Here is a 25,476-nt window from a genome sequence, read left to right on the forward strand (position 1 = left end):
ATTATTTTTTCAGCTTTAAAGTATATTAGCAATTTTCTTCAAACATTAAAACTAGTGAATTGATTTAATATTAATAATTAATTAGGAGTTAAGTAGGATGGATACTCATTATATTGAAGAGGGATTAGTAAAAATAGAAGTACCGGATTTTGAAAAAGTTTCTGCTAAGGCACCAGTATTTTATAATCCTGTAATGGAATTGAATAGGGATATTTCTGTTGTGGTTTTGAATCAGTATCGGAAATCCTTGGATCATGACATTGTTATATTTGATGCTTTTGGTGGTACTGGTATTCGTGGGGCAAGATATTCTAAAGAAATACCTGGTGTAGAAAGGGTTCTTGTAGGTGATGTAAATCCGTTGGCTGTTGAGATTGCTAAAAATAATATGAAATTAAATGGAATTACTAATGTTGATGTAGAAAAAAATGATGCTAATGTTCTGCTTCAGTCAAATAAGGGTCTTTTTGATGTAGTGGATATTGATCCTTTTGGTACTCCGTCAATGTTCACACAATCAACAGCAATTAACATACGTCCTGGTGGTTTGATTTGTATTAGTGCAACAGATACTTCTGCTTTATGTGGAACTTACCATGATCCTTGTATCAGGAAATATGGTGCGGAACCTCAGAAAACGGAGTATTGTCATGAAAATGGTATAAGGATATTGTTGGCATTTATTGCTCGTAATTTGGCAGTTAACCAGAAGTATATGCATGTATTATTTTCTCATAGTACTGAGCATTATATGAGAATTTATGCTACTGTAAAACGTGGGGGTAAAGCCACTAATAGGTCGTTAGAAAATATTGGGTTTATTGCTCATTGTCCTCATTGTTTGCATAGACAGTCATTTAAAGGTTATGTTCCTCCAGTAGAAGATACTTGTCCTGTGTGTGGTGAAAAATATGTTGTTGCTGGACCATTATGGTTAGGACATATATCTGATAAGGAGTTTATTAAAAATATGATTGAAACTACTGATGAATTACAATTAAACAAGAAAGAGGATTTGTTGAAACTGTTTAATCTATGTTTGGATGAATCAGAGGGTCCTATAACTTTTTATGATATTCATAAAATTTGTAAATCTTTAAAAATTAGTTCTCCTAAAATGAATGATGTTATTGATGAGATACGTGATAGGGGATATTTTATTTCCAGAACTCATTTTAAATTGACTGGGATGAGAACTGATATGCCACTTGATGAATTGAAAGAATTAATTATTAAAATTAAGGAAGAAAAATTGGGTAAGGAAGTGTGAATAGTATTATTATTTTACTATTCATAGTTTAACATATTGTGTGTGTAATAGTATTGTAACTCGGATGCGTGTTCTATTTCGTATGCTCTGTATGGGTTGTTAAAGTATGGGAATATTGATCCTGTTGCTGCTCGCATTATTCCTCCGAAGTGTCCAAATTCTTTTGAACATACTTGGTAATATAATGGGAATCCACATCCTGGATTGATGAAAATACTTCCTTCTCTAACAGTTCCATGCCAAACCATTGGTATTGGTCCTTGTTGTCCTTGTTGTTTGGCCATTTCTAAAACTCTTGCCCATGCATCTTCAAAACGATCATAGATTTCACCATCTACTTTGTAATCCCATTTATTGTCTGGAACTCCATTTATACCATAATCAAGTACTTGGTTCCAGTCAATGTCTACTTGTGCTCCTGCTGTATCCATGAATGCCATTTCTATAATATATACTTTTCCATTCATGAAATTTCTATAATTTGAACTACCTGCATAGTGTAATACAATAGCACATTGTGAATTTCTTTCTTCTGCATATTGTGCTAAAAGATTTGCATGTACATGTTCTGGGTACATATCAGGATTTGCTATTTTTACAAATGCTAGTCTTCCTAGTGGTTCAATGTTTTCTGATGATGTGGATGTTGAAACATATAGTAAACCTACTAATATGAGTATGACTACTATAAAAGCAATGTACCATTTCATTAATTTTCACCCGATTTTTTTTTTGTTTTGAAAATCTTATTTATTTTTAATATTTGTTGGTTCATTTTTTAATATTTTTTTATTATTTTTTCGTTATATACTTTTTTTGTAATATGTTATTTTTATGTTGTGTTATTGGGTTATTTTGTTATATTTTTTTATTTTAATTTGATGTTTTTGATTATAAAGTGTATATATTTATTATAATTTTTTGTCTAAATGGGCTATTTTGTTCTTTTTAATATTTTTTGATAATATTATTTATAATTTTTATCTATTTGTTGTGGTATTTTTTTTCATAATTATGTAAAAAATTATATAAAAAAATATTATTTTCTTTATTTATTACATAAATTTAAAAAGGTTTATATACGATTAATCTTATAATAATAATATTTAACAATTAATTTAATACAAAAATGTTAGGGGATAATATGGCTCAAGAAATAACAGAATACAATGTAGAACCTGAAAATATGGCTTTATCAATGGATTCATTAGATAAAAGCATTTTAGAATTATTAAGTGTCGATGGGAGGAAATCATATAGGAAAATTTCTAGAGATTTAGGGGTATCTGTAGGAACAATTCATAATAGGGTTGATAAGCTAACAAAATCAGGAATAATCAGTAAATTCGTACCAGTAATAGATCATGAAAAATTAGGATTTCATTTAACCGCAATTATTGGTATAGAAATAAAAGGTGGAACAGTATCTCATTTAATAGAAAAAGAAGAATTCAAGAACAACCTATTAGCCGTTTATGATGTAACAGGACAATTTGATGGAATAATAATAGCAAAATTCAGAAACACATTTGAATTAAACAAATTTATTAAATTATTATTAAAAGAAGAACACGTAACAAAAACATACACACAAACTGTCTTAAACATAGTTAAAGAAGAATTAAATTCATCCATGATAAACTTCGATGATTAATTCTAATTATTTTTTATTTTAAACTTTTCACTCAAAAATACTATTTTTATAAAAATTATTATTATACTAAATATTGAAATAAAATATTACACAATATAATAAATATTAATCATATTTTTTCGTAAATAATTAGGAGAGATTATTTTAATGACTATAAAAGAATTTCCGGATACACAAGACAAAGAACCTAAAGCACCAATATCACTAACAAGAGTTGGAGTAACAGGTGTAAAAAAATTATTAAAAATAAACAGAGACAATAAAAGACCAATTATATTACTGCCGAAATTCAATGCTTTTGTTGATTTACCAAGCACACAAAAAGGAGTGCATATGTCAAGAAACCCTGAAGCAATAACAGAAATTATTGATGAATCAGCAAATCAGGGAGAAATTCATATAGAAACTATCTGTGCAAACTTAGTAAAAAGACTACTTGAAAAACATGAATATGCATTACGGGCTGAAACAGAAGCAAAAAGTGAATACATAATAAATAAATATTCTCCGGTTACACGAAAAAAAACACAAGAAACAACTAATATTATAGCAAGAGCAATTGCAACAAAAGATGAAACAGGTAAAATTTCAGTTCGTAAAATGATAGGTGCTGAAGTAGTTGGTATGACAGTATGTCCATGTGCACAAGAATCAGTAGAACAGGCATCAAAAGAAAAACTATTACAATTTTTAGATGAAGAAACAACAGAAAAGGTTTTAGAAGCAGTTACTTTTGCATCTCATAATCAAAGGGGAATTGGAACTATATTATTGGAAGTATCCGAAAATCAAGATGTGAATGTGGATGATTTAATAAAGATAATACAAGATTCTATGAGTTCTCCAGTATGTGAAATACTAAAACGACCTGATGAGAATAAAATTGTTATGAATGCTCATGAAAATCCCGTATTTGTAGAAGATTGTGTAAGAAATATGGTTATGGGATTACTTGAAAAATATTCTGACTTACCTAATAATTCTATGGTAACAATAAAACAAGTTAATGAAGAAAGTATACATCAACATAATGCATATGCAGAAAAAGTTGCATCATTTGGTGAATTAAAAAATGAATTTAATATGTGAGGAGATAAAATGGAAGTAATGCAAATGTCAAGACCAATAATGGAGTATTTAGATGCTTTTGAAGGATGTAAACCTGTAGTTCATAGTACCGAATCTATGATTATTAGAGGTAAAACTCATAACAAATTTGAAAAAGATGAAATGTTACCTAAACTATTAGAAATGTTTGAACACTTTAAAATTAAAAACATAGAAAAAGAATCCAATAAAGCAAGAGAAATAACGGATAAGGTTGATGGAATATTCAGAAAGACAGAAGAAGTTTATGATGAATCCAATGGATTAGAAGGTATTGAAAAAATTAAACAAGTATTTGAATCAACAGGGTTTAATGCTGAATATGTTATTGGACAAATAGAAAATTTAGCAGTATATGTAGTATTATATACAGATAAATCCGGTTTTGGACCAATGTTTGTTGAAACAATGATTCTTCGATTAGTTGAATAAGAAGAGAATCATACTCTATTTTTTTTAGGTGATGTTTATGTATAATAATATTTCAAAAGCAGAAGCAAAACAATTATTATCTTCAGACTTAAACACCTACCTTGATTGTATAAAATATTTAAATCAAAACAAACAAAGCAACCAAATTACTTATTCTAAAAATATTTTCCTACCCCTAACACACATATGTCAAAATAATTGTGGGTACTGTACATTCAAACAAGATGCAGATGAGGCAGAATTTATACTGATGAATAAAGAAACAGTAATGAACAACCTGCAAAAAGCAAAAAAACATGGATGTACAGAAGCATTATTCACGTTCGGTGAATCAGCAGACAAAAATGAAATAGTAAAAAATACACTAAACAATTATGGCTATGAATCAATGGTAGATTATGTTTACAATCTATCCGAAGAAGCATTAGAAAAATATGAAATATTACCCCACACAAACATGGGCATAATAAAACGAAAAGAATTAAAACAATTATCCCAAGTAAATGCATCAATGGGATTAATGTTAGAAACAACAAACAAACAATTAATGAAAACCATAGTTCATAAAGACAGCCCAGGTAAAAATCCGGCAAAACGATTAAAATACATCGAAAATGCAGGTAAAGAAAAAATACCATTCACAACAGGATTACTTATAGGAATAGGAGAAACAACTGATGATCATATAGACTCATTATTTGAAATACGAAAATTACATGACAAATACAATCACATCCAAGAAATAATACTTCAAAATTTCACACCAAAGGAAAACATTCCAATGGCAAATTATCCTGAGCCTTCAGTAATCGAATTATTAAAATTAACAGTACTCTCTGCAATAATGTTTCCTGATGTAAGTATTCAAATACCACCAAACTTAAATCATGATTTAATAAATTTCTTTGTACTATGCGGAGCAAATGATTTAGGAGGAATATCACCAATAACAATTGATTATGTGAATCCTGAAAATGAATGGCCAAAAATAGCAGAATTAAAAAATAGTTTAAACAACATCAACCACACAGTTAAAGAAAGATTACCAGTTTATGAAAAATTCATAAATAAAAAATATTTAAAAGAAAAAGTATATGAAAAAACAGTAAAACTACAAAGACAAATTAATTAATCTTAATATCAACAACAGTATGATAAACACCAGGGGAATACTTCTTAATACTCCTCTTATTCAAAACTTCAATAGTTCTACCAACTTTTTCAGCAGCTTCTCGCACTCTATTAACGGGACGTTCAAACAATATAGGTTCAGGAGTAGATTCATGGTAATGAATAATTCCACCTTCCTTAATGTATTGCATAGCACTATCTAAGTAATGATGAGTCCCACCAATATAACCCATCATAATTCTATCAGCTACATGATTAAAATCTTGTTCACCACAGTCTCCAAGAATAGGTTCAACAATATCCTCCACATGATTAAGCTTAACATTTTCACATAAAAAATTATAAGAAACCGGATTAATCTCAATAGCAAAAATTTTTTTAGGCTTAGAATGGACAGCCATAGGGATAGTGAAATAACCAATACCTGCAAACATATCCACAATCACTTCATCATTTTCAGGTAATTTACTCATTCTTAAGCGTTCACCAGTATTTCCCTTAGACCACATAACCTTAGCAACATCAATTTTAAATTTACAATAATTCTCTTTATGAACAGTTTCAGTAGAATTACCATAAATCATTTCAACTGTGGGTTCTCTTTTTTGACCGTGTATAGTTCCTAATTTCACAATATTATTAATATAAGGCAACTTTATAATTTCATCAATATCCTCTGGTTCCTTTTTAACAACTAATATGTCACCAATAATTTTTCCCTTCATGATGAACCCTCTAAAACTTAACTCCCATATAATTAATTAATTCAATTAAATCTTCAAAAGCATACAACTCTTGTTTTAAAACATCCTTCTTAGTTAATGTTCCACTCATTTCACCATCAGCTGTTAATAAATCAGGACCTCTATGAATCAACCGGAATTTACCGTCGCTACGAAATATCTCTTCTGCAACCATATCATGAACAAAACATCGTCCAGGGATAATCACAGTATCCTTCACTTCATCTAAATCTATTTGTCTCAAATCCTCTTCTGTTATCAGACAAGCAATTTCTTGTTCTGTAGCAACAACATTAACATGCTCGGAAGCACCTAAATTATCAATTATTTTACTGATATATTTGGCAGAAATTTTACTAGTTATAATAGTTGCTTCTGCTTTAATAGGAGTTAGTATTTCAAGATACTCCTTATTTTTATCTTTGGATAATGCATAAGGACTATCAGTTTCAGGATCACATACTGGAGTTCCAGTTACTCTTAAATTATATTCTTTTGATGTGTCAATAACAAGTTGTTCAAATTCATCCAATGCTTGTTGGCCAATACCTGGAATAATAGGTTCATCATTTAATATTAAACCCTGGTTACGATTATTTGCGAATCTCATTAAAATAAGCGCTTTAGCACCCCATGATTCTAAATCTTCACAGGTACGAGCCAATTCCTCACCATCATTAACTCCGGGGATAATGATTGAAGCAGCATGAACATCACATGATTCACAAAAACGTTTAAGTGCACTTACTGAAGCTTCAGGTGTGGGATCGTTCATCCATTCTCTTCGTAACTTAGGATCTGTTGAAAAAGCAGTGTATGTTGTTTCAATAACTCCATTATTTATTAATTTATCCACTATTTGTGGATCATCAATACCTTTTCCACTAGTATATCCTAAATGTATGGGCAGTCCTAAATCATTAATTCCTGAAGTTAAATTCAGTAAATCAGGATAACAACTTACATCACCATCACCAGTAATATTTACCATAGTATTTTGTGGAATTTGTGTCTGGAAAATGTTGGTTTGTAATGAAGCTAATACTTGGTATGCAGGAAAATAGTCACGAGTCATGTTAGTATCGGTTGTACAATGAGGGCAGCCCACTTGTCCTGGTGGGCAATGTTTACAACCAAGTATTTTGGTCTCTTTAACATTTTTGAAATAACAATATTTGCAAAAGCCTCTACAATTTTTTCCAGGTATTCCACCTACATCCGCCATAATTTGCATAAGTAATTATTTCTTTATTATATTTTTTAATATTATCGTATGATTAACTGGGAACAAATTATTATTGAAAAAAGATATAACTTAAGTAAATCAGATAAGTTATTATTAAGAAATATCTGATATAATATTTTTAAGGTAGTGTAATTATGATAGGGAAAAGTACTCATATCGTAGATTGTAGAGAAACCAGAGGAATAGGTGAAGGGGGAGGAATAGCACAAAGAGGTACATATGCTCAGTGTGGTGATGAATTATTGGCAGTAGCTATGTCACCAGGACGAAGACATATTACAAAACCTGTTTGTGAAATAACTTTCGCTTTAAGGGAAGCAAACATTCAGACAAGTACATTAGTATTAAATGCTGGTTCTGGTGTACCTAAAGACACACCATCTGGTGGAGGTCAAGGTTTATTTGGTGTAACACCGAAGGAAATTTCACAAATGAACAGACATCAAGTAGTTTTAATACATTTTGGTGGAGTGAAAAATCATATAATTCATAAAGCTAAACATGTTCTAAAAAATATTAATAAACCTGTAATAATAATCGCACAGTACCCTGTGGATTACGAAGATTTTGCAAGAATTGGTGTTAAAACGAAAGCTGTGATGCCCGAAAAACCAGAAACTAAGGGAACGATTGTTGAATTAATTACTGATGTAATTCGTGGTGAAACTTGTACACAAAGCAAATTGGATGAAATCATAGACAAAGTAGAAAATACTATTCACACTTATGGTAACTAACTTGGGATATTATGGATTTAATTTATAATTTAATGCTCACGGTTTTCATGGGTTTAATTGCTATAGTTGCTGGAATGTTTGAAGATTTGGAATCAGATGTTGCATCAACAAGCAATCCTAATTCTCAGGTCCAATTAGCACCACAAATTGGAAATTTACATAAACTGTTCAATAGGGCTGTTTCAGGTGAACCATTACTTGTTGGAACAATGGCTACTATTGCAGGGGTTATATGTTATGTATTATTGTCCTTAAATTATCCATTAGTGTTGGTATTATTAATTGCAACTTTTATTGCTACTTTGGTTCAGGTAGTTTTGTCAATTACTTCATACATGGGTAGAATAACAAGTCAAGCATTGTATAACCAACCATTATTCTTGGATGTGATATATAAACATGTTCCGATTATGGCTGCACATGCATATATAAGCATATTTTCGATAACATTATTATCTTATATTATGACAAATCTATTAAATCCTGTAATACCTGTAGCATTGCCTGTAATGTCATTATTACTGGGTTTATCACTGGGATCTATAGGTTCAGCAGTAGGTGACATTCATTATGGTGCTGAAAAATTGTATCAATCATCAGAGTTTGGATGTGGAATACCTGTATCATTAAATGGTAACATTACAACTAAATCTGCTTTAGGTTCAAGACAATCCATTGATGTTGTAAATTTTTGTTCTAAATTTGGAGGACCTGTAACTGGGTTATGTTTTGGAATAATTATCTTCTTAAACTTCTGGATATACCTCGTATTTGGGATACAGGGAGGTTTGTTGGCAGGAGTATGTATAATAATAATATTTTTAGTATTGAATATTATTCTTGAAAGAAAATCTCGTTTAAAATATGGGAAATTTGAAAAATAGGTGAATATCTTGTTATTAGAATTATTACTTAGTTTAATCATAGGTTCAACACTTATAGGTATAGGAGTTCATTTTATACCTGTGGGTGGCGCTCCTGCAGCATTATCTACCTCTGCAGGAATTCCTACTGGTGCACCTATGATAACAATTGGTATGGGTGTTACAGGAATATTATCTGCTTTAACATTCATAAATCAGCCAACATATATGATGTTACTTTCGGGAGTAATAGGTTCAATGCTTATGATAGCAGTAACTATGTTTTTCTCAAACATTATTCATGTTTATGGGGTTGGTGTACCATTAGCTTCATCAACTTTTGAAAAAGATCCATTAACTGGATTTGAACAAGAAGAATATGTGAGTCCTGGAACAACAGGTCATGGAATACCGACAATATCATTTGTAAGTGGATTAATAGGTGCAGGTCTTGGCGGATTTGGTGGAACTTTAGCATTTAATTCATTATACTCTGAATTAATACTCTCTATGCGGGATATTGCTCATGTAAGTACTATTGCAACAATATTGTCTTTAGTACTATTCTTCATACTGGCAGTTGTTGCTTCATATAATATAGGTGGAACAATCCAAGGATTTAATGATGAAAAGTTTAAACAAAAATTTCTTTCAGGATTCTTGTCATGCTTTTTAATTTCAATAGTATTGTCTCTAGTTTATATTCTAATAGTATGGGGGTTAAGTTATGTCTGATGACTTAATACCGGATCAAATATTAATGTTAATAAGTATAATTGGAGGATTATTCTGTATATATGCATCTAATATAAATTTATTGGGAGGATTATTATCTATTGTTCTTGCGGCAATAGCAACAGTATATGGAACGAACACCCTACGTCATATAGGTAAGTATAGTTTAGGTACGGGGGTACCATCAATAGTTTATTTATTATCATCGGTAGGATTAATTAGTTACTTGTTGGCAATTACACTATCAATATACATAAATCAAATGATGCTCTTTCCAATAAGTAGCATAATATTTGCCATAATTTTAGCATTGTTCATATCATTAATATGTAAGCATATATTTGGAATTCAAGTAGAAATTTTAACTAAATCTTTCATTTCTATAACCATCTCTTCTGTTCTATTAATTAGTGCAATGTCAACTTTAATAGCACAAACATACAATCCATTAATAATCTATGAAAATATTATACAATCAGGAATAATAATTATATTGATGATTATGGCTATAATGGCAATACAACAGCCTTATAATGCATGTATGGGACCAAATGAAGATCAATATAGAACATTATCTTTAGCATTGTCAAATACATTTCTTATGTTGATAATCATTTCAACAATAAGCATTTTAACATCAAAATATTGGGTTTTATATTTAATAATATCATTAGTGGGATGGTTTATATCATTCAGAAAATACCTAAATTATACAAAACATCAAGCAGCATCCATAAAAAGCTATGGATTATGGCCAAAAGGTGATGGGGAGAATTAATCATGACAATCGAAACATCAAAAATCATTATAGATGATAATTTAACATTAGATGTTAATACTGGAGTATTAGGCACATCCAACAATGAAGGTGCACATAAAACACAAGTATTTCCAACTGATGAAGTCATGTTGCAACTTGATAAACTTGAAAATGCCATATCTGACTTAGAATCATCTCATGATTCATCCTCAATATCCAGATTATCTAAATCAGGTAGGGAAGGAGTATATTACAAGGCAGGTTTAATTACTAACATAGTTTTAGGAGTTATAATTGCATTAATTATGATTTTACTATTAATATAATTAGGGGATGAAATTATTGGTTGAAAAAAAAGATGTAATAGATGGATGGCCCTTAGAAACGGGAGATTATGCAGTGGGTGATGCTCAATGTCCTGTAGCAGTAGTAACGTTAGGTTCAAAAATGAATGAAGAAATAGTAGAAGCTGGGGCGGCAATAGCAGGACCATTGCACACAGAAAATTTAGGTATAGAAAAATTAGTTACAAACACTATATCAAATCCAAACCTACGCTTCTTAATAATCTGTGGTTCAGAAGTTCAAGGCCATATAACTGGAAAAACTCTGGAAGCATTATATGAGAATGGTATAGATCCTGATACAAAATCAATCATAGGATCACCTGGAGCAATACCCTTTGTAGAGAATTTAACAGTTGAAGCCGTTGAAAGATTTCAAAAACAAATGTCTATCATAAGTATGATAAACAATGAAAATATCAGTGATATCTCCGAAAAAATTAAAGAATGCATAGCAAATGATCCTGGTGCTTATGATGACGATGCAATGATAATTCATTTAAACGAAAAAGAAGAAGATGAAACTGAAGAAGAGACAGAATATGATCAATTGGGTATGACCTCAAATGCCACTATGGACAAGTCTTCTTTATATCTTACAGGTATTGAAACAAGAATAAGACTAATGCAATCAGAAATTAAAGAAATTGGAAGCATTGAAAAATTTAATAATGGATACTATTCAGGTAAAATAGAAGGTATTGTTATAGGATTTATAATAACATTAATATTCATGCTATTAACATTCTGGAGTTTAAGACTATGAAAACTATTATAAACAATATTAAAGAAGTAACTGAATCCATAGAATATAAAACTCAATTAATTGGTCGTAATCAACGATTAAATTCTGGCGTCCATGATACTAGAATCAGGGGTATGTTAATAGGGTTTATGTTAACAGTACTGCTTGTTGGGTTACCTATTCTTTATTACAAGGGAGGATTTTGATGTCAGATAATCTTAAAGAGGATATGGCTATTATCCGGGAGCGATTAGATAAATTAGAAGAGAAAGTTGAAGAATCACATAGTGAATTCTCTCAACAAGCAGGTAAAAGGTTAGGAAGAGATATGGGAATATTATATGGTGTTATTATAGCATTAATATTCATAATAATCCTGCTGAAATTTCACATAATCTAAAAAAGGGGAAATATTATGTTTAAATTTGAAAAAAAACAAGAAGTATTTGATATTTATGGTGCAAAAATAGGTGGACAACCTGGTGAATATCCTACAGCATTAGCAGGTACAATCTTCTATGCAGGACATAACATAATCAGTGATGAAAGTAAAGGTATATTTGATAAACAAAAAGCAGAAATCTTATTAAACAAAATGGATGAAATGTCTGATAAAACAGGAAATCCTGCATTAATACAAATATTTGGTGCTACTTCTGAAGCAATAGTTAAATACATAGATTTTGTTAGTGAAGTAAGTGAAGCACCATTTCTCATAGATTCAACAGCATCCGAAGCAAGAATTGTAGGTTCTGAGTATGTTACAGAAATAGGGCTTGCTGAAAGAACAATTTATAATTCTATAAATATGTCTATAGATGATGAGGAAATAGAAGCACTAACTAATTCTGATATTACATCTTCAATTGTTCTGGGATTTAATCCAACAAAACCTGGATCTGATGGAAAAATGGATTTATGGGAAACTGGTTCAGGAATTCTTGAAAAAGGGTTATTGGATATTGCAAGTGATTGTGGTATAATTAAACCATTGATGGATGTTGCTGTAACACCTCTTGGTCAAGGTGGGGGAATAGCAATAAAAACAACTTTAAAAGAAAAAAGTAAATGGGGTTATCCTGCTGGTAGTGGGGTGCATAATGTTCCATCTGCTTGGGAATGGATTAAACAATATAAAAAAGAAAATCCGGATGTATGGCCAGTATGTGATATTGGTGCAAACATAGTTCAACAAATGGTTGGGGGAGACTTTGTATTATTTGGTCCTATAGAAAATACTGAGAAAGCATTCACGGCATGTGCCATGACAGACATATTTATTTCAGAAGCAAATGAAGAACTTAATATCAGTCCTGTTGATACACATCCATATAAAAATTTATTATGATTGTTATGTATGAACAAGTATCTTTTTCCAAATTCGATCCGTCAGATTTAAAAGATCAATTTTATACAGTACTTTCTGTTGAATTAGGTAACACTACTATAAAGTCTATCATTGTTACTACGAATGTTAAATCTAATCAAAGTTATCAAATTAATAAAGTCGTTAATTTAACTAGAAGTATAAGACCTCCATTGGATGATGAGGAAATTTTTGGTCATACTATTTGGGATAAACCTTTATCTAAGGAAGCTATTACTGAAGCAATAACTAAATGTATACTTGATTGTGTAAAACAAGTAAATCTCACGGTTAAAGATTTGGATTTTGTTGTAAGATCTACGGGTGTTGTTGCAATATCTAATCTTTCAGATGAGGTTGGTTTGATTATTAAAGCTTTGTCTGATGCTTGTTTAGATGCAGGTATTTTACCTTCTCAGATGACTGCACCTTTTTCTATAAATAATATTCCGGAGCATATTCGTAAATTTTCTTTTTTTAACACGGTTAAATTTGATGGGTCTGTAGTAAGTGTATCTCCGCCAAAAGTGACGGGTGTGCTTGCAAATGAGATGGAGGGGGATTTAGTTACTGCTGGTATAAAATTGGCTTCAAAATCTTCTTCAGTTGATTTTCGTAATCCTGTAATTTCTATTGATATGGGCACTACACTGGCTGGTCAGGTTATTGATGATTCAAAACCTTATGCTAATTTATTATGTAATTTTGTTGGTTTGGCTGGTGGGATTTCTGATGTTATTTTAAGGGGATGTGGTGTTATTGAACAAAAACATTCCACTATAGATCTAGATAATTATCAAAATAACATTCAATTAAATGATGAAGAATTACATAACAATACATTAAAATTACATGAACATGTTGATATTATGCAAGTTCCAACAAACATAAATGAATTCGGTTTAGTAAGTGTACATTCATCAAACAATAAGGACAACAATACCAAGATTATAGGAACAAAAATCAATAATCAGGACAAATTAATAGAAAAATTCAAACAATTAACTGATATTAATAACATAAATCAAGTAATGATACAAATAGACTACTTTTATGCATATTATATTAAAAGATTAATCGATGAAACAAAAAAATTAAACCTAGTAACAAAGAATATGACTATAGGTATAACCGGAAGAGCCGGAACCACAGGACAAAAACCAGAATTAATAAATAAATATTTAAAAAACGAATTTAATATAATCTTTGTTCAAGATGGATTAGCATTAGGTGCATTAATGATGGCAAGATGCATGAATTCACTGGGAACACCAGTAAATCCAATAGGTGGTTCCAAGAATGGATTCTGTATAATGCAACAAAGAAAACAAAAGAAATAAAAAAAATAGAAATAAAGAATTATTGTCTAGCTAATTCTTCTAATCTTCTAATTCTCTCACTAGTTTCAGGATGAGTTGAAAATAAATTTTTTAATTTAGTGGAAGCATTACCGAATGGATTAACAATAAACATGTGTGCATCAGTACTCTTAGCATTGTTCATTGGATGCTGGGTAGTTCCAAACTCTAATTTTCTCAAAGCACTGGCAAGAGCAAGAGGATTACCACAAATTTCAGCACCAGTTGCATCAGCTTTAAATTCTCTGGATCTGCTTATTGCTAACTGTATAATGGAAGCAGCTATTGGTCCAAGAATGGCTAATAAGATAGCACCGACAACATCACCAAGACCATTCTCATTATTTGAGAATAGGAATGCATACTGTGCCCAATTAGCAATTGCTACAATCATACCTGCAACGGTAGCAGCTACTGAACTAATAAGAATATCTTTATTTCTAATATGTCCCATTTCATGTGAAAGAACACCTCTTAATTCGTCTTCATCAAGTAACTGTAAAATTCCTGTAGTAACTGCAATTGCTGCATGGCTTTGATTACGTCCTGTTGCAAAAGCATTAGGATCTCTTGAGTCTATAACAGCAACTCGTGGCTTTTTAATACCTGCATTATTAGCTAACTCTCCAACAATTCTATGTAAATTTGGAGCTTCTTGTTCAGTTACTATCCTAGCATTATATGAATTTAGGGCAATTTTATCACTATAAAAATATGATGAAAAATTCATAATAATTGCAAAGACTAATCCTATTAGTATACCTAATCCTCTGAAATTAAACAGATGTCCTATAAATCCACATATTATTACTAAAATAGCGGACATAAAACCTAATAATATGACTGTCTTTAAATTTTCTAACATTTTTTTCTCCTGATTAAATTTTCTACTTATTCTATTAATTTCTTAATATATAAACTTTTATAAATTTAAATATAAACTAGATAATATACTAGAATATAGGATGTGAAGTTTATGACAACTGCATTAATTATGGCTGGCGGGAAAGGAACAAGGATGGATATAGATTGTGAAAAGCCATTAATTAAAGTAAATAATAAAACAATGATTAATCATGTTATTGATGCATTACAAAATTCTAATTATGTTGATAATATATTGGTTGCAGTAAGTCCTAACACGCCCCTAACTAGACAGTATCTTGAAGATTTTCCAGTTAACATAATTCAAACTTCTGGGATAGGATACATTGAGGATTTATCAGAAGTTTTATCTAATAGGGATTATGTGGAAGAAGATGAAGTGATTATGACAATTGTTGCTGATTTACCATTTGTTACAGGTGAACAATTGGATGATGTATTTGAACATTATTTTGAAAGAAAAAAACCGGCGATGTGTGTTTCAGTTCCGGAATTTTTATTTGAAAAACATGGTATAACGCCGACATTGGTATTTGATGGTTTAGTTCCAACAGGTGTGAATTTATTATTAGCAAATAATGATGAGCAAGATCAAACAATTTATGAATCAAAAAATGTGGAGTTAGCATTTAACATAAATACTATCCATGATCTTGATTTATCTGAAAAATATCTTCATTAATAAACTAAGTTATATATAGTTTAGATTACATAAATCATATCATAATTGTTATCAACATAGTAACTATAAAAACTTTAGGTGGACAATAATGACTAATGAAAGGGAATTAATTAAAGGAGAAGAAAAGTTATGGGCAGATATCAAAGGGTATCAAGTAGCTACTAGTAATGCTCGTATCTTAGGTGTTCTCGATGAATTAACTATAGATGAAAAAACTGGAAAAATCACTGACATCGTAATTAGAACGGAATCTGAAAGAAATGTTAAAGTAAAAGGTGCAAAACATAAGGGCGATTTACTTATTGTACCATTTGGTAAGGTTGAAAAAGTCGGTGAATTTATAATTATATCAGGATAATATCGGATATATTAATAAGATAATCTCTAGGATTATTTTATAAACAACTTTTTTTATTAAATTTTATTATTTATATTAGAAAATTAGTCTATTTTTTGGAGTTTATTTAAAAAATAAATTTGGAAAGAATTTACATTCCATCCATACTCATTTCCATGATGTTTTTAGTTTCTTTTGCTAATTCTTCAGGTAATCCTTTAATATCAATATCTAGGAAACCTCTTACAATCATTGATGCAGCTTCATCTTCAGTTAATCCACGTGCCATTAAATATTGTATTTCGTTTTCAGCTATTTTTCCTACTGCTGCTTCGTGAGATAATTCCATATCTGTACAGTCTCCTCTTAATTCAGGAATGGAGTATATTTTTGAATCATCAGATAATATTAATCCCATACATTCTAGGTGACCTTTTGCTTCATGAGCTTTTCCATGTAAGTCTCCTCGTGTAATAATTGTGGATTCATCTTCGGATATTGCTCTTGTAATCATTTCTGATTGTGAGTTGATTCCGTTTAGTTCTGTTCTTGAACCTTGATCTATTACGGAGTCTTCTTTTCCTGCTAGTATGGATTGGAAAAATACTTTTGTGTTTTCTCCATTTGCATATGCTGTAGGGTATGCTTGTAGGTTACGTACTGGATGTGCTAGTATATAATTGGAGATGTATGTACTGTTATCGTCCATGATTACACCGGTTCTTGGTCTTACATCCACTTCTTTTGCCCAGTTATGTACCATTGTAAATGTAATTTTTGAATCTTTTTTTAGGTAAAATTCGGATACACCTATATGTGCTGCATTGTCTACGTGTGCTGCTGTGGAACATCCTGTTATGATGTTTATTTCGGAACCTTCTTCTGCTATGATGATGTTGTGTGCTGTTTGTCTTACTGCATCATCACCAATGTACATACATGCTTGTATAGGTAATTCTAGTTTTGTTCCTGGTAGGCTTCTTATGAAGTATCCGCTTGTTGCTCCTAATTCTGTTGTTGCAGTATATTTATCTGCGTCTACTTGTACTGCATTCCACATGTAATCTGCTAACCAATCATATTTTTCCAGTGCTTGTGCGGTTCCCATTACTTCTACGCCGGGGAACATGTTGTTTACAAATACTTCTGATTGGTCCATTTGTAGAAATGATGCTGATCTATCTTCTTCATCGGTCATCATTCCTACACTTGTTAATGTTTCTTTGTCTGATTTTGCTAAGTCATCTAATGAATCTAGATGTTCGTGTGCTTCTACATCTGCAGCTTCATATTCGTTTAAATCTATGTCTGCTCCTATAGCTGCTTCTTTATTTATTGCTTTTTCTGCTTTATCTTTTATTGAAACCATATTACATATCTCCAAATCCTGATTTTCTTATATCAGTCATTATTTCTTCTGGATTGCCAGTTCTTGCTATTTTTCCATCTATTAGTACATGTGCGTGTGTAGCTTTTACAAACCTTAATATGTATCCTAAGTGTGTGATTAATAATCCGCCTTTTGTTGTGTTTTCATCATCTTGGCCTAGTAATGTGCTTATTTCTTTGGATATTAATTCCACATTTTCTATGTCTACTCCAGAATCTGGTTCATCAAACATTATGAAGTCTGGTTGTTGAGCTAGTAATTGTAGTAGTTCTGATCTTTTGACTTCTCCTCCGGAGAATCCTAAGTTTACATCTCTTTCTAGGAAGTCGTTATTTAATTTTAATCTTTCACCTAATTTTACTACTTCTTCGTCTAGTTCATCGTTTGTTTTGTATTCATGTTTGTCAACAATTTTCAGTAAGTCTTTTAGTTTTACTCCTCTTATTGCTGGTGGGTTTTGGAATGTTACTCCTAATCCTAAGGCTATTCTTTCATGTGTTTCTAGTTTTGTTATGTCTTTGCCTTTGTAGATTATTTTTCCTTTTGTTACTTCGTATTTTGGAAATCCGAGTATTGTCATGAATAATGTACTTTTTCCTGCACCGTTTGGTCCTAGTAGTACGTGTGTTTCTCCTTCGTTTATGTTGAGGTTTACTCCTTTTAGTATTTTTTTTCCTTCTACTTCTACTTCTAAGTCAGATATCTCAAGTAGCATTTCATCACCAAAATTAAAATTTAAAATAATTATTTTTTTTTATTAAAATATAAAAAAGCTTTATCTTTGTTGTTATTATTTTTAGTATTGATATCTTTTAAATGTTGTATTAACACTGTTATATAACATTGTTAATTATTTCTATATTTATACAGTATATTTTCATGTTAAATCATGATATTTTCTTTAGGTTAACCTAAAGTTTTCAACATTTTTCAACAAAAAAATAAAAAATCAAAAAAATAGGAAAAAGCTTCAATAGCCAAAATAAGCATTATCAAATTTTATTTAGATTAACATTAATCCCAATATTTTCACAAAAAAACAAAAAAATTACATTTATCATATTTAAACTTAACGGTTTTTTCTATAAAATAACCTTTATTATAATAATAAAGTTATATAATAACTGTACATTATTTTAGTTAATTGTACAATTGTACTCAAAGACGTTATGTTTAATAGTACAATAACACGTGTTTAAATTATTAAATTTAAATGTCAAATCATTTAGAATTTTAAATGGTTATTAAGTTAAATAATCATGTTTTTATAATAGGAGGAAAAATAATGGCTAACGACGATATTAAAATAATCGTTTTCAGTTGTAACTGGTGCTGTTACGGTGGAGCAGATACTGCAGGAACATCAAGAATGCAATACCCACCTAACATAAGAATGATCAGAGTAATGTGCTCTGGAAGAATTGAACCTCAATTCATACTCAAAGCTCTAAGAGAAGGAGCAGACGGAGTATTTATCGGTGGATGTCACATGGGAGACTGCCACTACGATGCAGGTAACTACAAATTCGATAGAAGAATGAGATTAATCTACAGATTATTAGATGAACTCGGAATCGAAAAACAAAGAGTACAACACGACTGGATTTCAGCTTCAGAAGGAGAAAAATTCGCAAGTACCATTAGAAGAGTAACTGCAGAAATTGAAGAATTAGGTCCTTCACCACTAAAAGCACAATTAGCAGAGGGGGAATAAGTACATGGCAGATAAAAAAAGAATAGGAACTATGTGGCTCGGTGGATGTTCTGGATGTCACATTGCATTTACAGATTTACACGAATTATTATTAGATGTATTAGAAGTTGCAGAATTCGAATTCAGTCCTGTACTTATGGATACAAAATACGATGAAATTCCAGAAATGGACATAGTATTAATCGAAGGTGGAATCCGTAACGACGAAAACAAAGAATTAGCTGAAGTATTAAGAGAAAAAGCTGACTTTGTAGTAGCATACGGATCATGTGCAGAATTCGGAGGAGTTCCAGGACTTGGAAACTTACACACCAACGACGAATTAACAACAGAAGCATACATAAACTCATGCTCAACAGTTAACCCAGATGGAATCATACCAAACGAATCAGTACCTCACTTAGAAAGCAGAGTAAGACCATTAAGTGATGTAATTAAAGTAGACGCAGCATTACCTGGATGTCCACCAAAATCCGACGTAATCGCACAAGTACTCATTGCATTAGTTAAAGGAGAAACTCCAGAAATCCCTGATAACAACTTATGTGACGTATGTGAAAGAGAAAAACCACCTACGGGAATGGCAATGGACACAATCAAAAGACCTTGGGAAGTTGGACCAACCGACAAAGACTTATGTTTAGTACCTCAAGGAATAATTTGTTTAGGTCCTGCAACAAGACCATTATGTGGAGCACAATGTCCATCAGTAGACACTCCATGTAGAGGATGTTATGGTCCTACCGACAAAGTATTAGATGCTGGAGCAAAAATGATAAGTGCTATAGGATCTGACTTCGGTGTAGAAAACGATAAAGAAATCGACCCTGAAGAAGTTGCTAACCAAGTAGAAGATATTGTAGGAACATTCTACACATACACATTACCAGCAGCTTTAATCCCATTAAAACTTAGAGATTAGATTGTAGGAGGCTAAAATAAATGGTAGAATTAACATTAGAACCTGTAACCAGGATTGAAGGTCACGCAAAAATTACAGTAGACCTCGATGAAGAAGGAAACGTAAAAGATACTAAATTACACGTAATGGAATTCAGAGGATTTGAAAAATTCTTACAAGGAAGACCAATCGAAGAAGTACCAAGAATCGTACCTAGAATCTGTGGTATCTGTGATGTACAACACCACTTAGCTGCAGCTAAAGCATGTGACCAAGTATTTGGTTACAACGATGATGAAATACTTCCAGCAGCATACAAAATGAGAGAAATCATGAACTGGGCATCAGTTATACACTCTCACACATTAAGTTTCTACTTCTTATCTGCACCTGATTTCATCGGTGGAAAAGACAGAAAAACTAGAAACGTATTCCAAATAATTAAAGACTATCCTGAATTAGCTAAAAAAGCATTAGCATTAAGAAGAAATGCACAAGATATTGTAACAGCTATCGGTGGAAGACCAATTCACCAAGTATCAAACACACCTGGTGGAATTACCACAGAATTAACCGATGAAGAACAAAAAGACAACTTAGCAAAAGCAAAAGAATGTCTCGAACTTTCATGGGATACCTGGAATGCAGCACAACCAATCTTTGAAGAAAACATGGACTTAATCAAAACATTAGGTTATGTTGAAACTTACCACACTGGTTTAGTAAGTAAAAAAGATGGTAGTTGGGACATGTACAACGGTAATGTAAGAATGGTTGACAAACAAGGAGCAGAATATGCTGAATTTGCACCACAAGATTACACAGACTACATAGCAGAAGGCGTAAAACCATACTCCTGGTTAAAATTCCCTTACATCAAAGATATAGGATACCCTGAAGGTGTATACAGAGTAGCTCCTTTATCCAGATTAAACGCATGTAAAAAAATGCCAGATGAAGCACCTGAAGCTCAAAAATTATTAGACGACTTCAGAGCAACATTCGGTCAATGTCCACAAGAAACATTATTATTCCACCCAGCAAGACTCATCGAATTAATCGCATCTGCAGAATTAGCAGTTGACGGTCTTGAAGGAGATTTAAGTGGAGAAAAACGTCCTGGAGCTATCGACAGAAGCCAAATCACCGGTGAAGGTGTAGGTATAGTTGAAGCATCAAGAGGAACATTAACTCACCACTACAAAACAGATGAAAACGGTTTAGTAACTGAAGCAAACATCGTAGTAGCTACAGTACAAAACAACCCAGCTATGGAAATGGGTATTCAACAAGTTGCAAACACTTACATAAAACCTGGTGTAGAAGTAGATGATAAAATATTCAACTTAATGGAAATGGTTATCCGTGCATACGACCCATGTTTATCATGTGCAACTCACCAATTAGATACTCAAATGAGATTATCCACTGTTGAAGTATATGATCATATGGGTAACTTAGTTAAAAAAATATAAATAAACTAAAATAAGTACAAATCTTCTATCGAAGATCAATGATGATTTGAAGTTCTTCTTCAATCATTCTTTTTTGATGATGTATTCATCTTTATGTTATTTTTTGACTAAAATAATACTTTAGGGACATAGTAGCATAGTATGAGTTTTATACTTGACTAATGTTTACTATGCTTTTTTTTTATTTTATAGATTCTATTTTTATTATGAAACATTTTTTTTCAGAGTTGTTTTTTGATTATCTTATTTTTATTAGGTTTTTAATAAGTATTAATGGATTTTGATTTTTTTTATACTTTAATTTTTGTTTTTAAAATTAGTATGGTTCAAAAAAAAAATAATTAAATAAGAATTATATAAAAATAATTCTTTCCTTTTTCATTACAAATAGTTGATTTTACTTGAACACTTTCTCTTTTAAAGAAATTTTTGACTTTGGATTATATTATTTAAGTCAATTTTTTTTTCTTCATTAAGGTTTATACAATTGTGTTTCCACATTTTTCTACATTTATGATTTTTTACTTTTCTTAATGTAGTAATGTATTTTTTGAGATTTTTTAAATTATTTATTTTTGGAGTTTTTCTAATAGGGGGAAATGAATTAATTTTTTAGTTTATACATTTTAAGATTAGATTGTAGAACATAATATCATACTTTTTTTAATTTTTTTATTACCTTCTACAATTATTATTATGTATGTGGTAGGATAAATACTTTTTTATTAAAAAGTATTACTTTTTTTCTAATTCCTGTATTTTATCAATATTTTCTAATTTTTTGCCCATATTCTTTGTATAAATTCCAGTAATCGTATTTATACCAAGTTTGATATAATCTTCTAAATAGTTGTTCTCATTTGTTGCATATTGTATTTTTAATTCAACATCTGGTAAATATAATCTCAATAAAATAATTATTTTTAATATAAATTCTTTTGAATACTGGGGGTTATATTCTTCAGGTGAATCAATAAATGGATCAAAACCTCTTATTTCTATATAATCAATATTTAATTTTCTTATTCTTTCAATTATGTTGAAGATATCATGATGACTCTCATTATATTTTAAAGTTAATACATATGTAACCTTAATACTCATATTTTCTTTAATGTATCTGATTACTTGTTCTTCATACTTGCTATTAAAATTATCATTATTATCATTATTATCTTTATATGAAAAATCGAGTGGATTGTAAATTATTGAATTCAACTCATATTTTTTCAAATATTTTAAATTATCATAATTTGATAAAGCAACATTAATATTTAAACTTAAATGTTCCAAATAATTTAAAATTATAAATAACTCCCTTAATCCAGTAATATCTTTATTATAACAATTAATTCCACTGAAATCATAATCAGATAACCCATTTAATTTATATTCAATATTTTTAACAATAAATTCTTCCGTATACTTCTGTCTTGAAATTGGTGTCCTATAACCACACGTTGGACAATTATCCTCAATCTTATAAATACTAGGATAATAAATATTGCATTCATATCTTATTCTGGAATCATTTAGATTTTCTTGTATGTGATTAATAATTAATTTCATATTATCTTCATTTTTTTCTTCTAATATGAATCTAATATCTTCAAGATTAGTTTTGTTATTATCAATATTTTTCAGAATATTTTTTATCATTTTTTTCTCCACAATTTTATTAATCTACTATTAATTCTTAATTATTTTTTTTCAAACTAAGAATACCATAATTTTTAGGATAAACTAAATATTTTTAATAATTATTATAAAATTTAATACTCTATTTTTTCTATAATTACTTTATTTTTTTTAATTAAAATTTGAAAACATTTATATGTTTATTTCATTATATATTTCAAATGTAAGAATATTTATTACAAATAGAAAACTAGTATACAAAATATTCAAAGTAATGTTTATATTTGTATTACTCTAATAAACGTACTATAAACGGTTAAATTACTCCTTTGGAGTGTTTTTTTGTATAAATATTTGAACACAATTATGGAAATGTATTTTTAGATAGTTGGAGGGACATATTTTTTCTTATTGAAGTTTATTACTAATCTTTTTCACTATGCGTATGCATAAAAAACACGTATTACTCAGTACTGGTTCATCAATATTTTTACCAACTAAATATTTGTTGAATAATTTACAATATTAAGTAATGTGAAAAGGAAAATAAGAAAAATTATAACCCGGAATGAATATGATAATTTCATTTCTTAATGAATATACTTTTTAAGAGGTGTACATATAAATGCCAACATATGAAGACAAAATAGATTTATATGGGGTAGATGGAAAACTTTTAGAAGAACAAGTACCTCTAGAAGCAATTAGTCCAGTAGTAAACCCTACAATTAAAAATATTATACAAGAAATTAAGCGTTCTGTTGCTGTAAACCTTGCAGGAATAGAAAAATCATTAGCAAACGGTGCTTACGGTGGAAAAGCAAACTTTATTCCTGGTAGGGAATTAGAATTAGATATCGTAGGAAATGCAGATGCAATTGCAGACAAAATGTCAAAAATGTTAAAAGTTGACGCTGATGATGACTTCAACCTTGAATTATTAAATGGTGGAAAACAAGTATTAGTACAAGTACCATCAGAAAGATTAGCTGTTTCTGGTGACTATTCAGTAGCACCATTAGCAACAGGTTCAGCTTTAATCCAAGCTATTCTCGATACATTTGATATTAACAAATATCAAGCATCAGAAATTAAAACAGCTGCTATGGGTGGATACCCACATAACGTAAAATTAGGCGGAGCAATCACAACACTTTTAGGTCAAACAACTCACCTTGAAGGTTTAGGATACAGCCTAAGAAACATTGGTGCTAACCACGTAGTAGCAATCACTAAGAAAAACACTCTTAACGCAGTAGCTTTATCATCCATCCTTGAACAAACCGCAACATTCGAAATGGGTGACGCAATAGGTGCATTCGAAAGAAGCCACTTATTAGGTTTAGCATTCCAAGGATTAAACGCAAACAACTTAGTTTACGATTTAGTTAAAGAAAATGGTAAAGGAACTCTTGGAGATGTAGTAGTAGCATTATTATCAAGAGCATTAGACGATGGAGTAATCAAAGTAAAAGAAACATTACCTTCCGGATACAAATTATATGAACCAGTTGACTGGGCATTATGGAACGCATATGCAGCAGCAGGTCTCGTAGCTTCCGTTATTGTAAACGTAGGTGCAGCAAGAGCAGCACAAGGTATCGCATCATCCATCCTATACTTCAACGATATTCTCGAATACGAAGCAGGTTTACCTGGTGTAGACTTTGGTAGAGTAATGGGTGTAGGTGTAGGTATGAGTTTCTTCTCACACGGTATATACGGTGGAGGAGGACCAGGTATCTTCAACGGTAACCACGTAGTAACAAGACACAGTAAAGGATACGCAATTCCATGTGATACAGCAGCAATGTCCTTAGATTCAGGTACACAAATGTTCTCTGTAGAAGCAACATCTGCTTTAGTTGGAGAAGTATATGGTAGTGTAGACAATTTAAGAGAACCAGTAAAATATGTTGCTGAAGGAGCAAGTCAAATAAAAGATAAAATCTAAGTAGGATGT

The 25,476-nt window shown here is 30.7% G+C and carries 28 protein-coding genes; 21 read left to right on the top strand and 7 right to left on the bottom strand.

Going from position 1 to position 25,476, the window contains the following annotated elements; all coding sequences use genetic code 11:
* The first annotated feature begins 97 nt into the window (after window positions 1-97).
* Complete coding sequence (locus tag PXD04_RS13280; RefSeq protein ID WP_323737343.1) at window positions 98-1,270, top strand: tRNA (guanine(10)-N(2))-dimethyltransferase; 1,173 nt, start codon at window positions 98-100, stop codon at window positions 1,268-1,270.
* Between the two features lie 17 nt (window positions 1,271-1,287).
* Here the strand turns inward: PXD04_RS13280 and PXD04_RS13285 are convergent, their stop codons facing one another.
* Window positions 1,288-1,980 (bottom strand): hypothetical protein, encoded by a 693-nt coding sequence (locus tag PXD04_RS13285; protein ID WP_323737344.1) that lies wholly within the window; start codon window positions 1,978-1,980, stop codon window positions 1,288-1,290.
* Window positions 1,981-2,414: 434 nt separating this feature from the next.
* Between PXD04_RS13285 and PXD04_RS13290 the strand changes: the two genes are divergently transcribed.
* The 4 genes from PXD04_RS13290 to cofG all read left to right on the top strand — a co-directional run bounded on the left by PXD04_RS13290 (window position 2,415) and on the right by cofG (window position 5,595).
* Window positions 2,415-2,924, top strand: coding sequence for an Lrp/AsnC family transcriptional regulator (locus PXD04_RS13290; RefSeq protein WP_323737345.1), 510 nt, complete (start codon window positions 2,415-2,417; stop codon window positions 2,922-2,924).
* A gap of 147 nt (window positions 2,925-3,071) precedes the next feature.
* Window positions 3,072-4,013, top strand: coding sequence for a GTP cyclohydrolase MptA (gene mptA, locus PXD04_RS13295; protein ID WP_323737346.1), 942 nt, complete (start codon window positions 3,072-3,074; stop codon window positions 4,011-4,013).
* 9 nt (window positions 4,014-4,022) lie between these two features.
* A complete protein-coding gene (locus tag PXD04_RS13300; RefSeq protein ID WP_323737347.1) occupies window positions 4,023-4,463 on the top strand; it encodes a DUF2120 family protein in 441 nt (146 codons plus the stop codon).
* A 37-nt stretch (window positions 4,464-4,500) separates the two neighbouring features.
* Window positions 4,501-5,595, top strand: a complete 1,095-nt coding sequence (cofG, locus tag PXD04_RS13305; protein ID WP_323737348.1) for a 7,8-didemethyl-8-hydroxy-5-deazariboflavin synthase subunit CofG — start codon at window positions 4,501-4,503, stop codon at window positions 5,593-5,595.
* Here the strand turns inward: cofG and PXD04_RS13310 are convergent.
* A complete protein-coding gene (locus tag PXD04_RS13310) occupies window positions 5,588-6,319 on the bottom strand; it encodes a class I SAM-dependent methyltransferase family protein (RefSeq protein WP_323737349.1) in 732 nt (243 codons plus the stop codon). The genes cofG and PXD04_RS13310 overlap by 8 nt on opposite strands.
* Window positions 6,320-6,329: 10 nt before the next feature.
* Window positions 6,330-7,571: a methyl coenzyme M reductase-arginine methyltransferase Mmp10 gene (gene mmp10 / locus PXD04_RS13315; RefSeq protein ID WP_323737350.1), complete on the bottom strand. Its 1,242-nt coding sequence runs from the start codon at window positions 7,569-7,571 to the stop codon at window positions 6,330-6,332.
* A 146-nt stretch (window positions 7,572-7,717) separates the two neighbouring features.
* Between mmp10 and mcrC the strand changes: the two genes are divergently transcribed.
* Genes mcrC through PXD04_RS13365 form a run of 10 tightly spaced genes read left to right on the top strand, consistent with a single transcriptional unit; the run spans window position 7,718 to window position 14,473 of the window.
* Window positions 7,718-8,320 (top strand): methyl-coenzyme M reductase I operon protein C, encoded by a 603-nt coding sequence (gene mcrC, locus PXD04_RS13320; protein WP_323737351.1) that lies wholly within the window; start codon window positions 7,718-7,720, stop codon window positions 8,318-8,320.
* An 11-nt stretch (window positions 8,321-8,331) separates the two neighbouring features.
* Entirely contained in the window at window positions 8,332-9,204 is an 873-nt protein-coding gene (mtrE, locus tag PXD04_RS13325; protein ID WP_323737352.1) for a tetrahydromethanopterin S-methyltransferase subunit E, read from the top strand.
* Window positions 9,205-9,213: 9 nt separating this feature from the next.
* Complete coding sequence (mtrD, locus tag PXD04_RS13330; RefSeq protein WP_409988270.1) at window positions 9,214-9,918, top strand: tetrahydromethanopterin S-methyltransferase subunit D; 705 nt, start codon at window positions 9,214-9,216, stop codon at window positions 9,916-9,918.
* Window positions 9,911-10,696: a tetrahydromethanopterin S-methyltransferase subunit MtrC gene (gene mtrC / locus PXD04_RS13335; RefSeq protein ID WP_323737354.1), complete on the top strand. Its 786-nt coding sequence runs from the start codon at window positions 9,911-9,913 to the stop codon at window positions 10,694-10,696. The genes mtrD and mtrC overlap by 8 nt, the downstream gene beginning before the upstream one ends.
* A 2-nt stretch (window positions 10,697-10,698) precedes the next feature.
* Complete coding sequence (gene mtrB, locus PXD04_RS13340; RefSeq protein WP_323737355.1) at window positions 10,699-11,004, top strand: tetrahydromethanopterin S-methyltransferase subunit MtrB; 306 nt, start codon at window positions 10,699-10,701, stop codon at window positions 11,002-11,004.
* A gap of 16 nt (window positions 11,005-11,020) precedes the next feature.
* Window positions 11,021-11,788, top strand: coding sequence for a tetrahydromethanopterin S-methyltransferase subunit A (mtrA, locus tag PXD04_RS13345; RefSeq protein ID WP_323737356.1), 768 nt, complete (start codon window positions 11,021-11,023; stop codon window positions 11,786-11,788).
* Entirely contained in the window at window positions 11,785-11,973 is a 189-nt protein-coding gene (locus PXD04_RS13350; RefSeq protein WP_323737357.1) for a tetrahydromethanopterin S-methyltransferase subunit F, read from the top strand. The genes mtrA and PXD04_RS13350 overlap by 4 nt, the downstream gene beginning before the upstream one ends.
* Window positions 11,973-12,167, top strand: a complete 195-nt coding sequence (gene mtrG / locus PXD04_RS13355; protein ID WP_323737358.1) for a tetrahydromethanopterin S-methyltransferase subunit MtrG — start codon at window positions 11,973-11,975, stop codon at window positions 12,165-12,167. The genes PXD04_RS13350 and mtrG overlap by 1 nt, the downstream gene beginning before the upstream one ends.
* A gap of 15 nt (window positions 12,168-12,182) precedes the next feature.
* Window positions 12,183-13,115 carry a tetrahydromethanopterin S-methyltransferase subunit H gene (gene mtrH / locus PXD04_RS13360; protein ID WP_323737359.1) on the top strand — a complete coding sequence of 311 codons (933 nt, stop codon included), beginning with the start codon at window positions 12,183-12,185 and terminating at the stop codon, window positions 13,113-13,115.
* Window positions 13,116-13,120: 5 nt separating this feature from the next.
* Window positions 13,121-14,473, top strand: a complete 1,353-nt coding sequence (locus tag PXD04_RS13365; protein WP_323737360.1) for a methanogenesis marker 14 protein — start codon at window positions 13,121-13,123, stop codon at window positions 14,471-14,473.
* A gap of 19 nt (window positions 14,474-14,492) precedes the next feature.
* Here PXD04_RS13365 and PXD04_RS13370 read toward each other — a convergent pair whose 3' ends face one another.
* Window positions 14,493-15,356, bottom strand: a complete 864-nt coding sequence (locus PXD04_RS13370) for a zinc metalloprotease HtpX (RefSeq protein WP_323737361.1) — start codon at window positions 15,354-15,356, stop codon at window positions 14,493-14,495.
* Window positions 15,357-15,467: 111 nt separating this feature from the next.
* On the opposite strand from PXD04_RS13370, the gene PXD04_RS13375 reads away from it, so the two are divergent.
* Window positions 15,468-16,058 carry a TIGR00454 family protein gene (locus PXD04_RS13375; protein WP_323737362.1) on the top strand — a complete coding sequence of 197 codons (591 nt, stop codon included), beginning with the start codon at window positions 15,468-15,470 and terminating at the stop codon, window positions 16,056-16,058.
* Window positions 16,059-16,146: 88 nt separating this feature from the next.
* Window positions 16,147-16,416, top strand: a complete 270-nt coding sequence (locus PXD04_RS13380) for a PRC-barrel domain-containing protein (RefSeq protein WP_323737363.1) — start codon at window positions 16,147-16,149, stop codon at window positions 16,414-16,416.
* A gap of 130 nt (window positions 16,417-16,546) precedes the next feature.
* Here the strand turns inward: PXD04_RS13380 and PXD04_RS13385 are convergent, their stop codons facing one another.
* Complete coding sequence (locus tag PXD04_RS13385) at window positions 16,547-17,764, bottom strand: SufD family Fe-S cluster assembly protein (protein WP_323737364.1); 1,218 nt, start codon at window positions 17,762-17,764, stop codon at window positions 16,547-16,549.
* 1 nt (window position 17,765) lies between these two features.
* Complete coding sequence (gene sufC, locus PXD04_RS13390) at window positions 17,766-18,500, bottom strand: Fe-S cluster assembly ATPase SufC (protein WP_323737365.1); 735 nt, start codon at window positions 18,498-18,500, stop codon at window positions 17,766-17,768.
* 570 nt (window positions 18,501-19,070) lie between these two features.
* Between sufC and PXD04_RS13395 the strand changes: the two genes are divergently transcribed.
* Genes PXD04_RS13395 through PXD04_RS13405 form a run of 3 tightly spaced genes read left to right on the top strand, consistent with a single transcriptional unit; the run spans window position 19,071 to window position 21,875 of the window.
* Window positions 19,071-19,499, top strand: a complete 429-nt coding sequence (locus PXD04_RS13395; RefSeq protein ID WP_323737366.1) for a hydrogenase iron-sulfur subunit — start codon at window positions 19,071-19,073, stop codon at window positions 19,497-19,499.
* 4 nt (window positions 19,500-19,503) lie between these two features.
* Window positions 19,504-20,421 carry a F420-nonreducing hydrogenase gene (locus tag PXD04_RS13400; RefSeq protein ID WP_323737367.1) on the top strand — a complete coding sequence of 306 codons (918 nt, stop codon included), beginning with the start codon at window positions 19,504-19,506 and terminating at the stop codon, window positions 20,419-20,421.
* A gap of 20 nt (window positions 20,422-20,441) precedes the next feature.
* Window positions 20,442-21,875, top strand: coding sequence for a Ni/Fe hydrogenase subunit alpha (locus PXD04_RS13405; RefSeq protein ID WP_323737368.1), 1,434 nt, complete (start codon window positions 20,442-20,444; stop codon window positions 21,873-21,875).
* 735 nt (window positions 21,876-22,610) lie between these two features.
* Here the strand turns inward: PXD04_RS13405 and PXD04_RS13410 are convergent.
* A complete protein-coding gene (locus PXD04_RS13410) occupies window positions 22,611-23,534 on the bottom strand; it encodes a hypothetical protein (protein ID WP_323737369.1) in 924 nt (307 codons plus the stop codon).
* A gap of 604 nt (window positions 23,535-24,138) precedes the next feature.
* On the opposite strand from PXD04_RS13410, the gene mcrB reads away from it, so the two are divergent.
* A complete protein-coding gene (gene mcrB / locus PXD04_RS13415) occupies window positions 24,139-25,467 on the top strand; it encodes a coenzyme-B sulfoethylthiotransferase subunit beta (protein WP_323737370.1) in 1,329 nt (442 codons plus the stop codon).
* The last annotated feature ends 9 nt before the right edge of the window (window positions 25,468-25,476 follow it).

The organism is Methanosphaera sp. ISO3-F5 (genome assembly GCF_034480035.2).
Taxonomy (GTDB): Archaea; Methanobacteriota; Methanobacteria; order Methanobacteriales; family Methanobacteriaceae; genus Methanosphaera.

Coding starts and splice junctions, on each gene's coding strand:
- PXD04_RS13280 (WP_323737343.1), top strand. CDS start 98: ATGGATACTCATTATATTGAAGAGGGATTAGTAAAAATAGAAGTACCG.
- PXD04_RS13285 (WP_323737344.1), bottom strand. CDS start 1,980: ATGAAATGGTACATTGCTTTTATAGTAGTCATACTCATATTAGTAGGT.
- PXD04_RS13290 (WP_323737345.1), top strand. CDS start 2,415: ATGGCTCAAGAAATAACAGAATACAATGTAGAACCTGAAAATATGGCT.
- mptA (WP_323737346.1), top strand. CDS start 3,072: ATGACTATAAAAGAATTTCCGGATACACAAGACAAAGAACCTAAAGCA.
- PXD04_RS13300 (WP_323737347.1), top strand. CDS start 4,023: ATGGAAGTAATGCAAATGTCAAGACCAATAATGGAGTATTTAGATGCT.
- cofG (WP_323737348.1), top strand. CDS start 4,501: ATGTATAATAATATTTCAAAAGCAGAAGCAAAACAATTATTATCTTCA.
- PXD04_RS13310 (WP_323737349.1), bottom strand. CDS start 6,319: ATGAAGGGAAAAATTATTGGTGACATATTAGTTGTTAAAAAGGAACCA.
- mmp10 (WP_323737350.1), bottom strand. CDS start 7,571: ATGCAAATTATGGCGGATGTAGGTGGAATACCTGGAAAAAATTGTAGA.
- mcrC (WP_323737351.1), top strand. CDS start 7,718: ATGATAGGGAAAAGTACTCATATCGTAGATTGTAGAGAAACCAGAGGA.
- mtrE (WP_323737352.1), top strand. CDS start 8,332: ATGGATTTAATTTATAATTTAATGCTCACGGTTTTCATGGGTTTAATT.
- mtrC (WP_323737354.1), top strand. CDS start 9,911: ATGTCTGATGACTTAATACCGGATCAAATATTAATGTTAATAAGTATA.
- mtrB (WP_323737355.1), top strand. CDS start 10,699: ATGACAATCGAAACATCAAAAATCATTATAGATGATAATTTAACATTA.
- PXD04_RS13350 (WP_323737357.1), top strand. CDS start 11,785: ATGAAAACTATTATAAACAATATTAAAGAAGTAACTGAATCCATAGAA.
- mtrG (WP_323737358.1), top strand. CDS start 11,973: ATGTCAGATAATCTTAAAGAGGATATGGCTATTATCCGGGAGCGATTA.
- mtrH (WP_323737359.1), top strand. CDS start 12,183: ATGTTTAAATTTGAAAAAAAACAAGAAGTATTTGATATTTATGGTGCA.
- PXD04_RS13365 (WP_323737360.1), top strand. CDS start 13,121: ATGTATGAACAAGTATCTTTTTCCAAATTCGATCCGTCAGATTTAAAA.
- PXD04_RS13370 (WP_323737361.1), bottom strand. CDS start 15,356: ATGTTAGAAAATTTAAAGACAGTCATATTATTAGGTTTTATGTCCGCT.
- PXD04_RS13375 (WP_323737362.1), top strand. CDS start 15,468: ATGACAACTGCATTAATTATGGCTGGCGGGAAAGGAACAAGGATGGAT.
- PXD04_RS13380 (WP_323737363.1), top strand. CDS start 16,147: ATGACTAATGAAAGGGAATTAATTAAAGGAGAAGAAAAGTTATGGGCA.
- PXD04_RS13385 (WP_323737364.1), bottom strand. CDS start 17,764: ATGGTTTCAATAAAAGATAAAGCAGAAAAAGCAATAAATAAAGAAGCA.
- sufC (WP_323737365.1), bottom strand. CDS start 18,500: ATGCTACTTGAGATATCTGACTTAGAAGTAGAAGTAGAAGGAAAAAAA.
- PXD04_RS13395 (WP_323737366.1), top strand. CDS start 19,071: ATGGCTAACGACGATATTAAAATAATCGTTTTCAGTTGTAACTGGTGC.
- PXD04_RS13400 (WP_323737367.1), top strand. CDS start 19,504: ATGGCAGATAAAAAAAGAATAGGAACTATGTGGCTCGGTGGATGTTCT.
- PXD04_RS13405 (WP_323737368.1), top strand. CDS start 20,442: ATGGTAGAATTAACATTAGAACCTGTAACCAGGATTGAAGGTCACGCA.
- PXD04_RS13410 (WP_323737369.1), bottom strand. CDS start 23,534: ATGATAAAAAATATTCTGAAAAATATTGATAATAACAAAACTAATCTT.
- mcrB (WP_323737370.1), top strand. CDS start 24,139: ATGCCAACATATGAAGACAAAATAGATTTATATGGGGTAGATGGAAAA.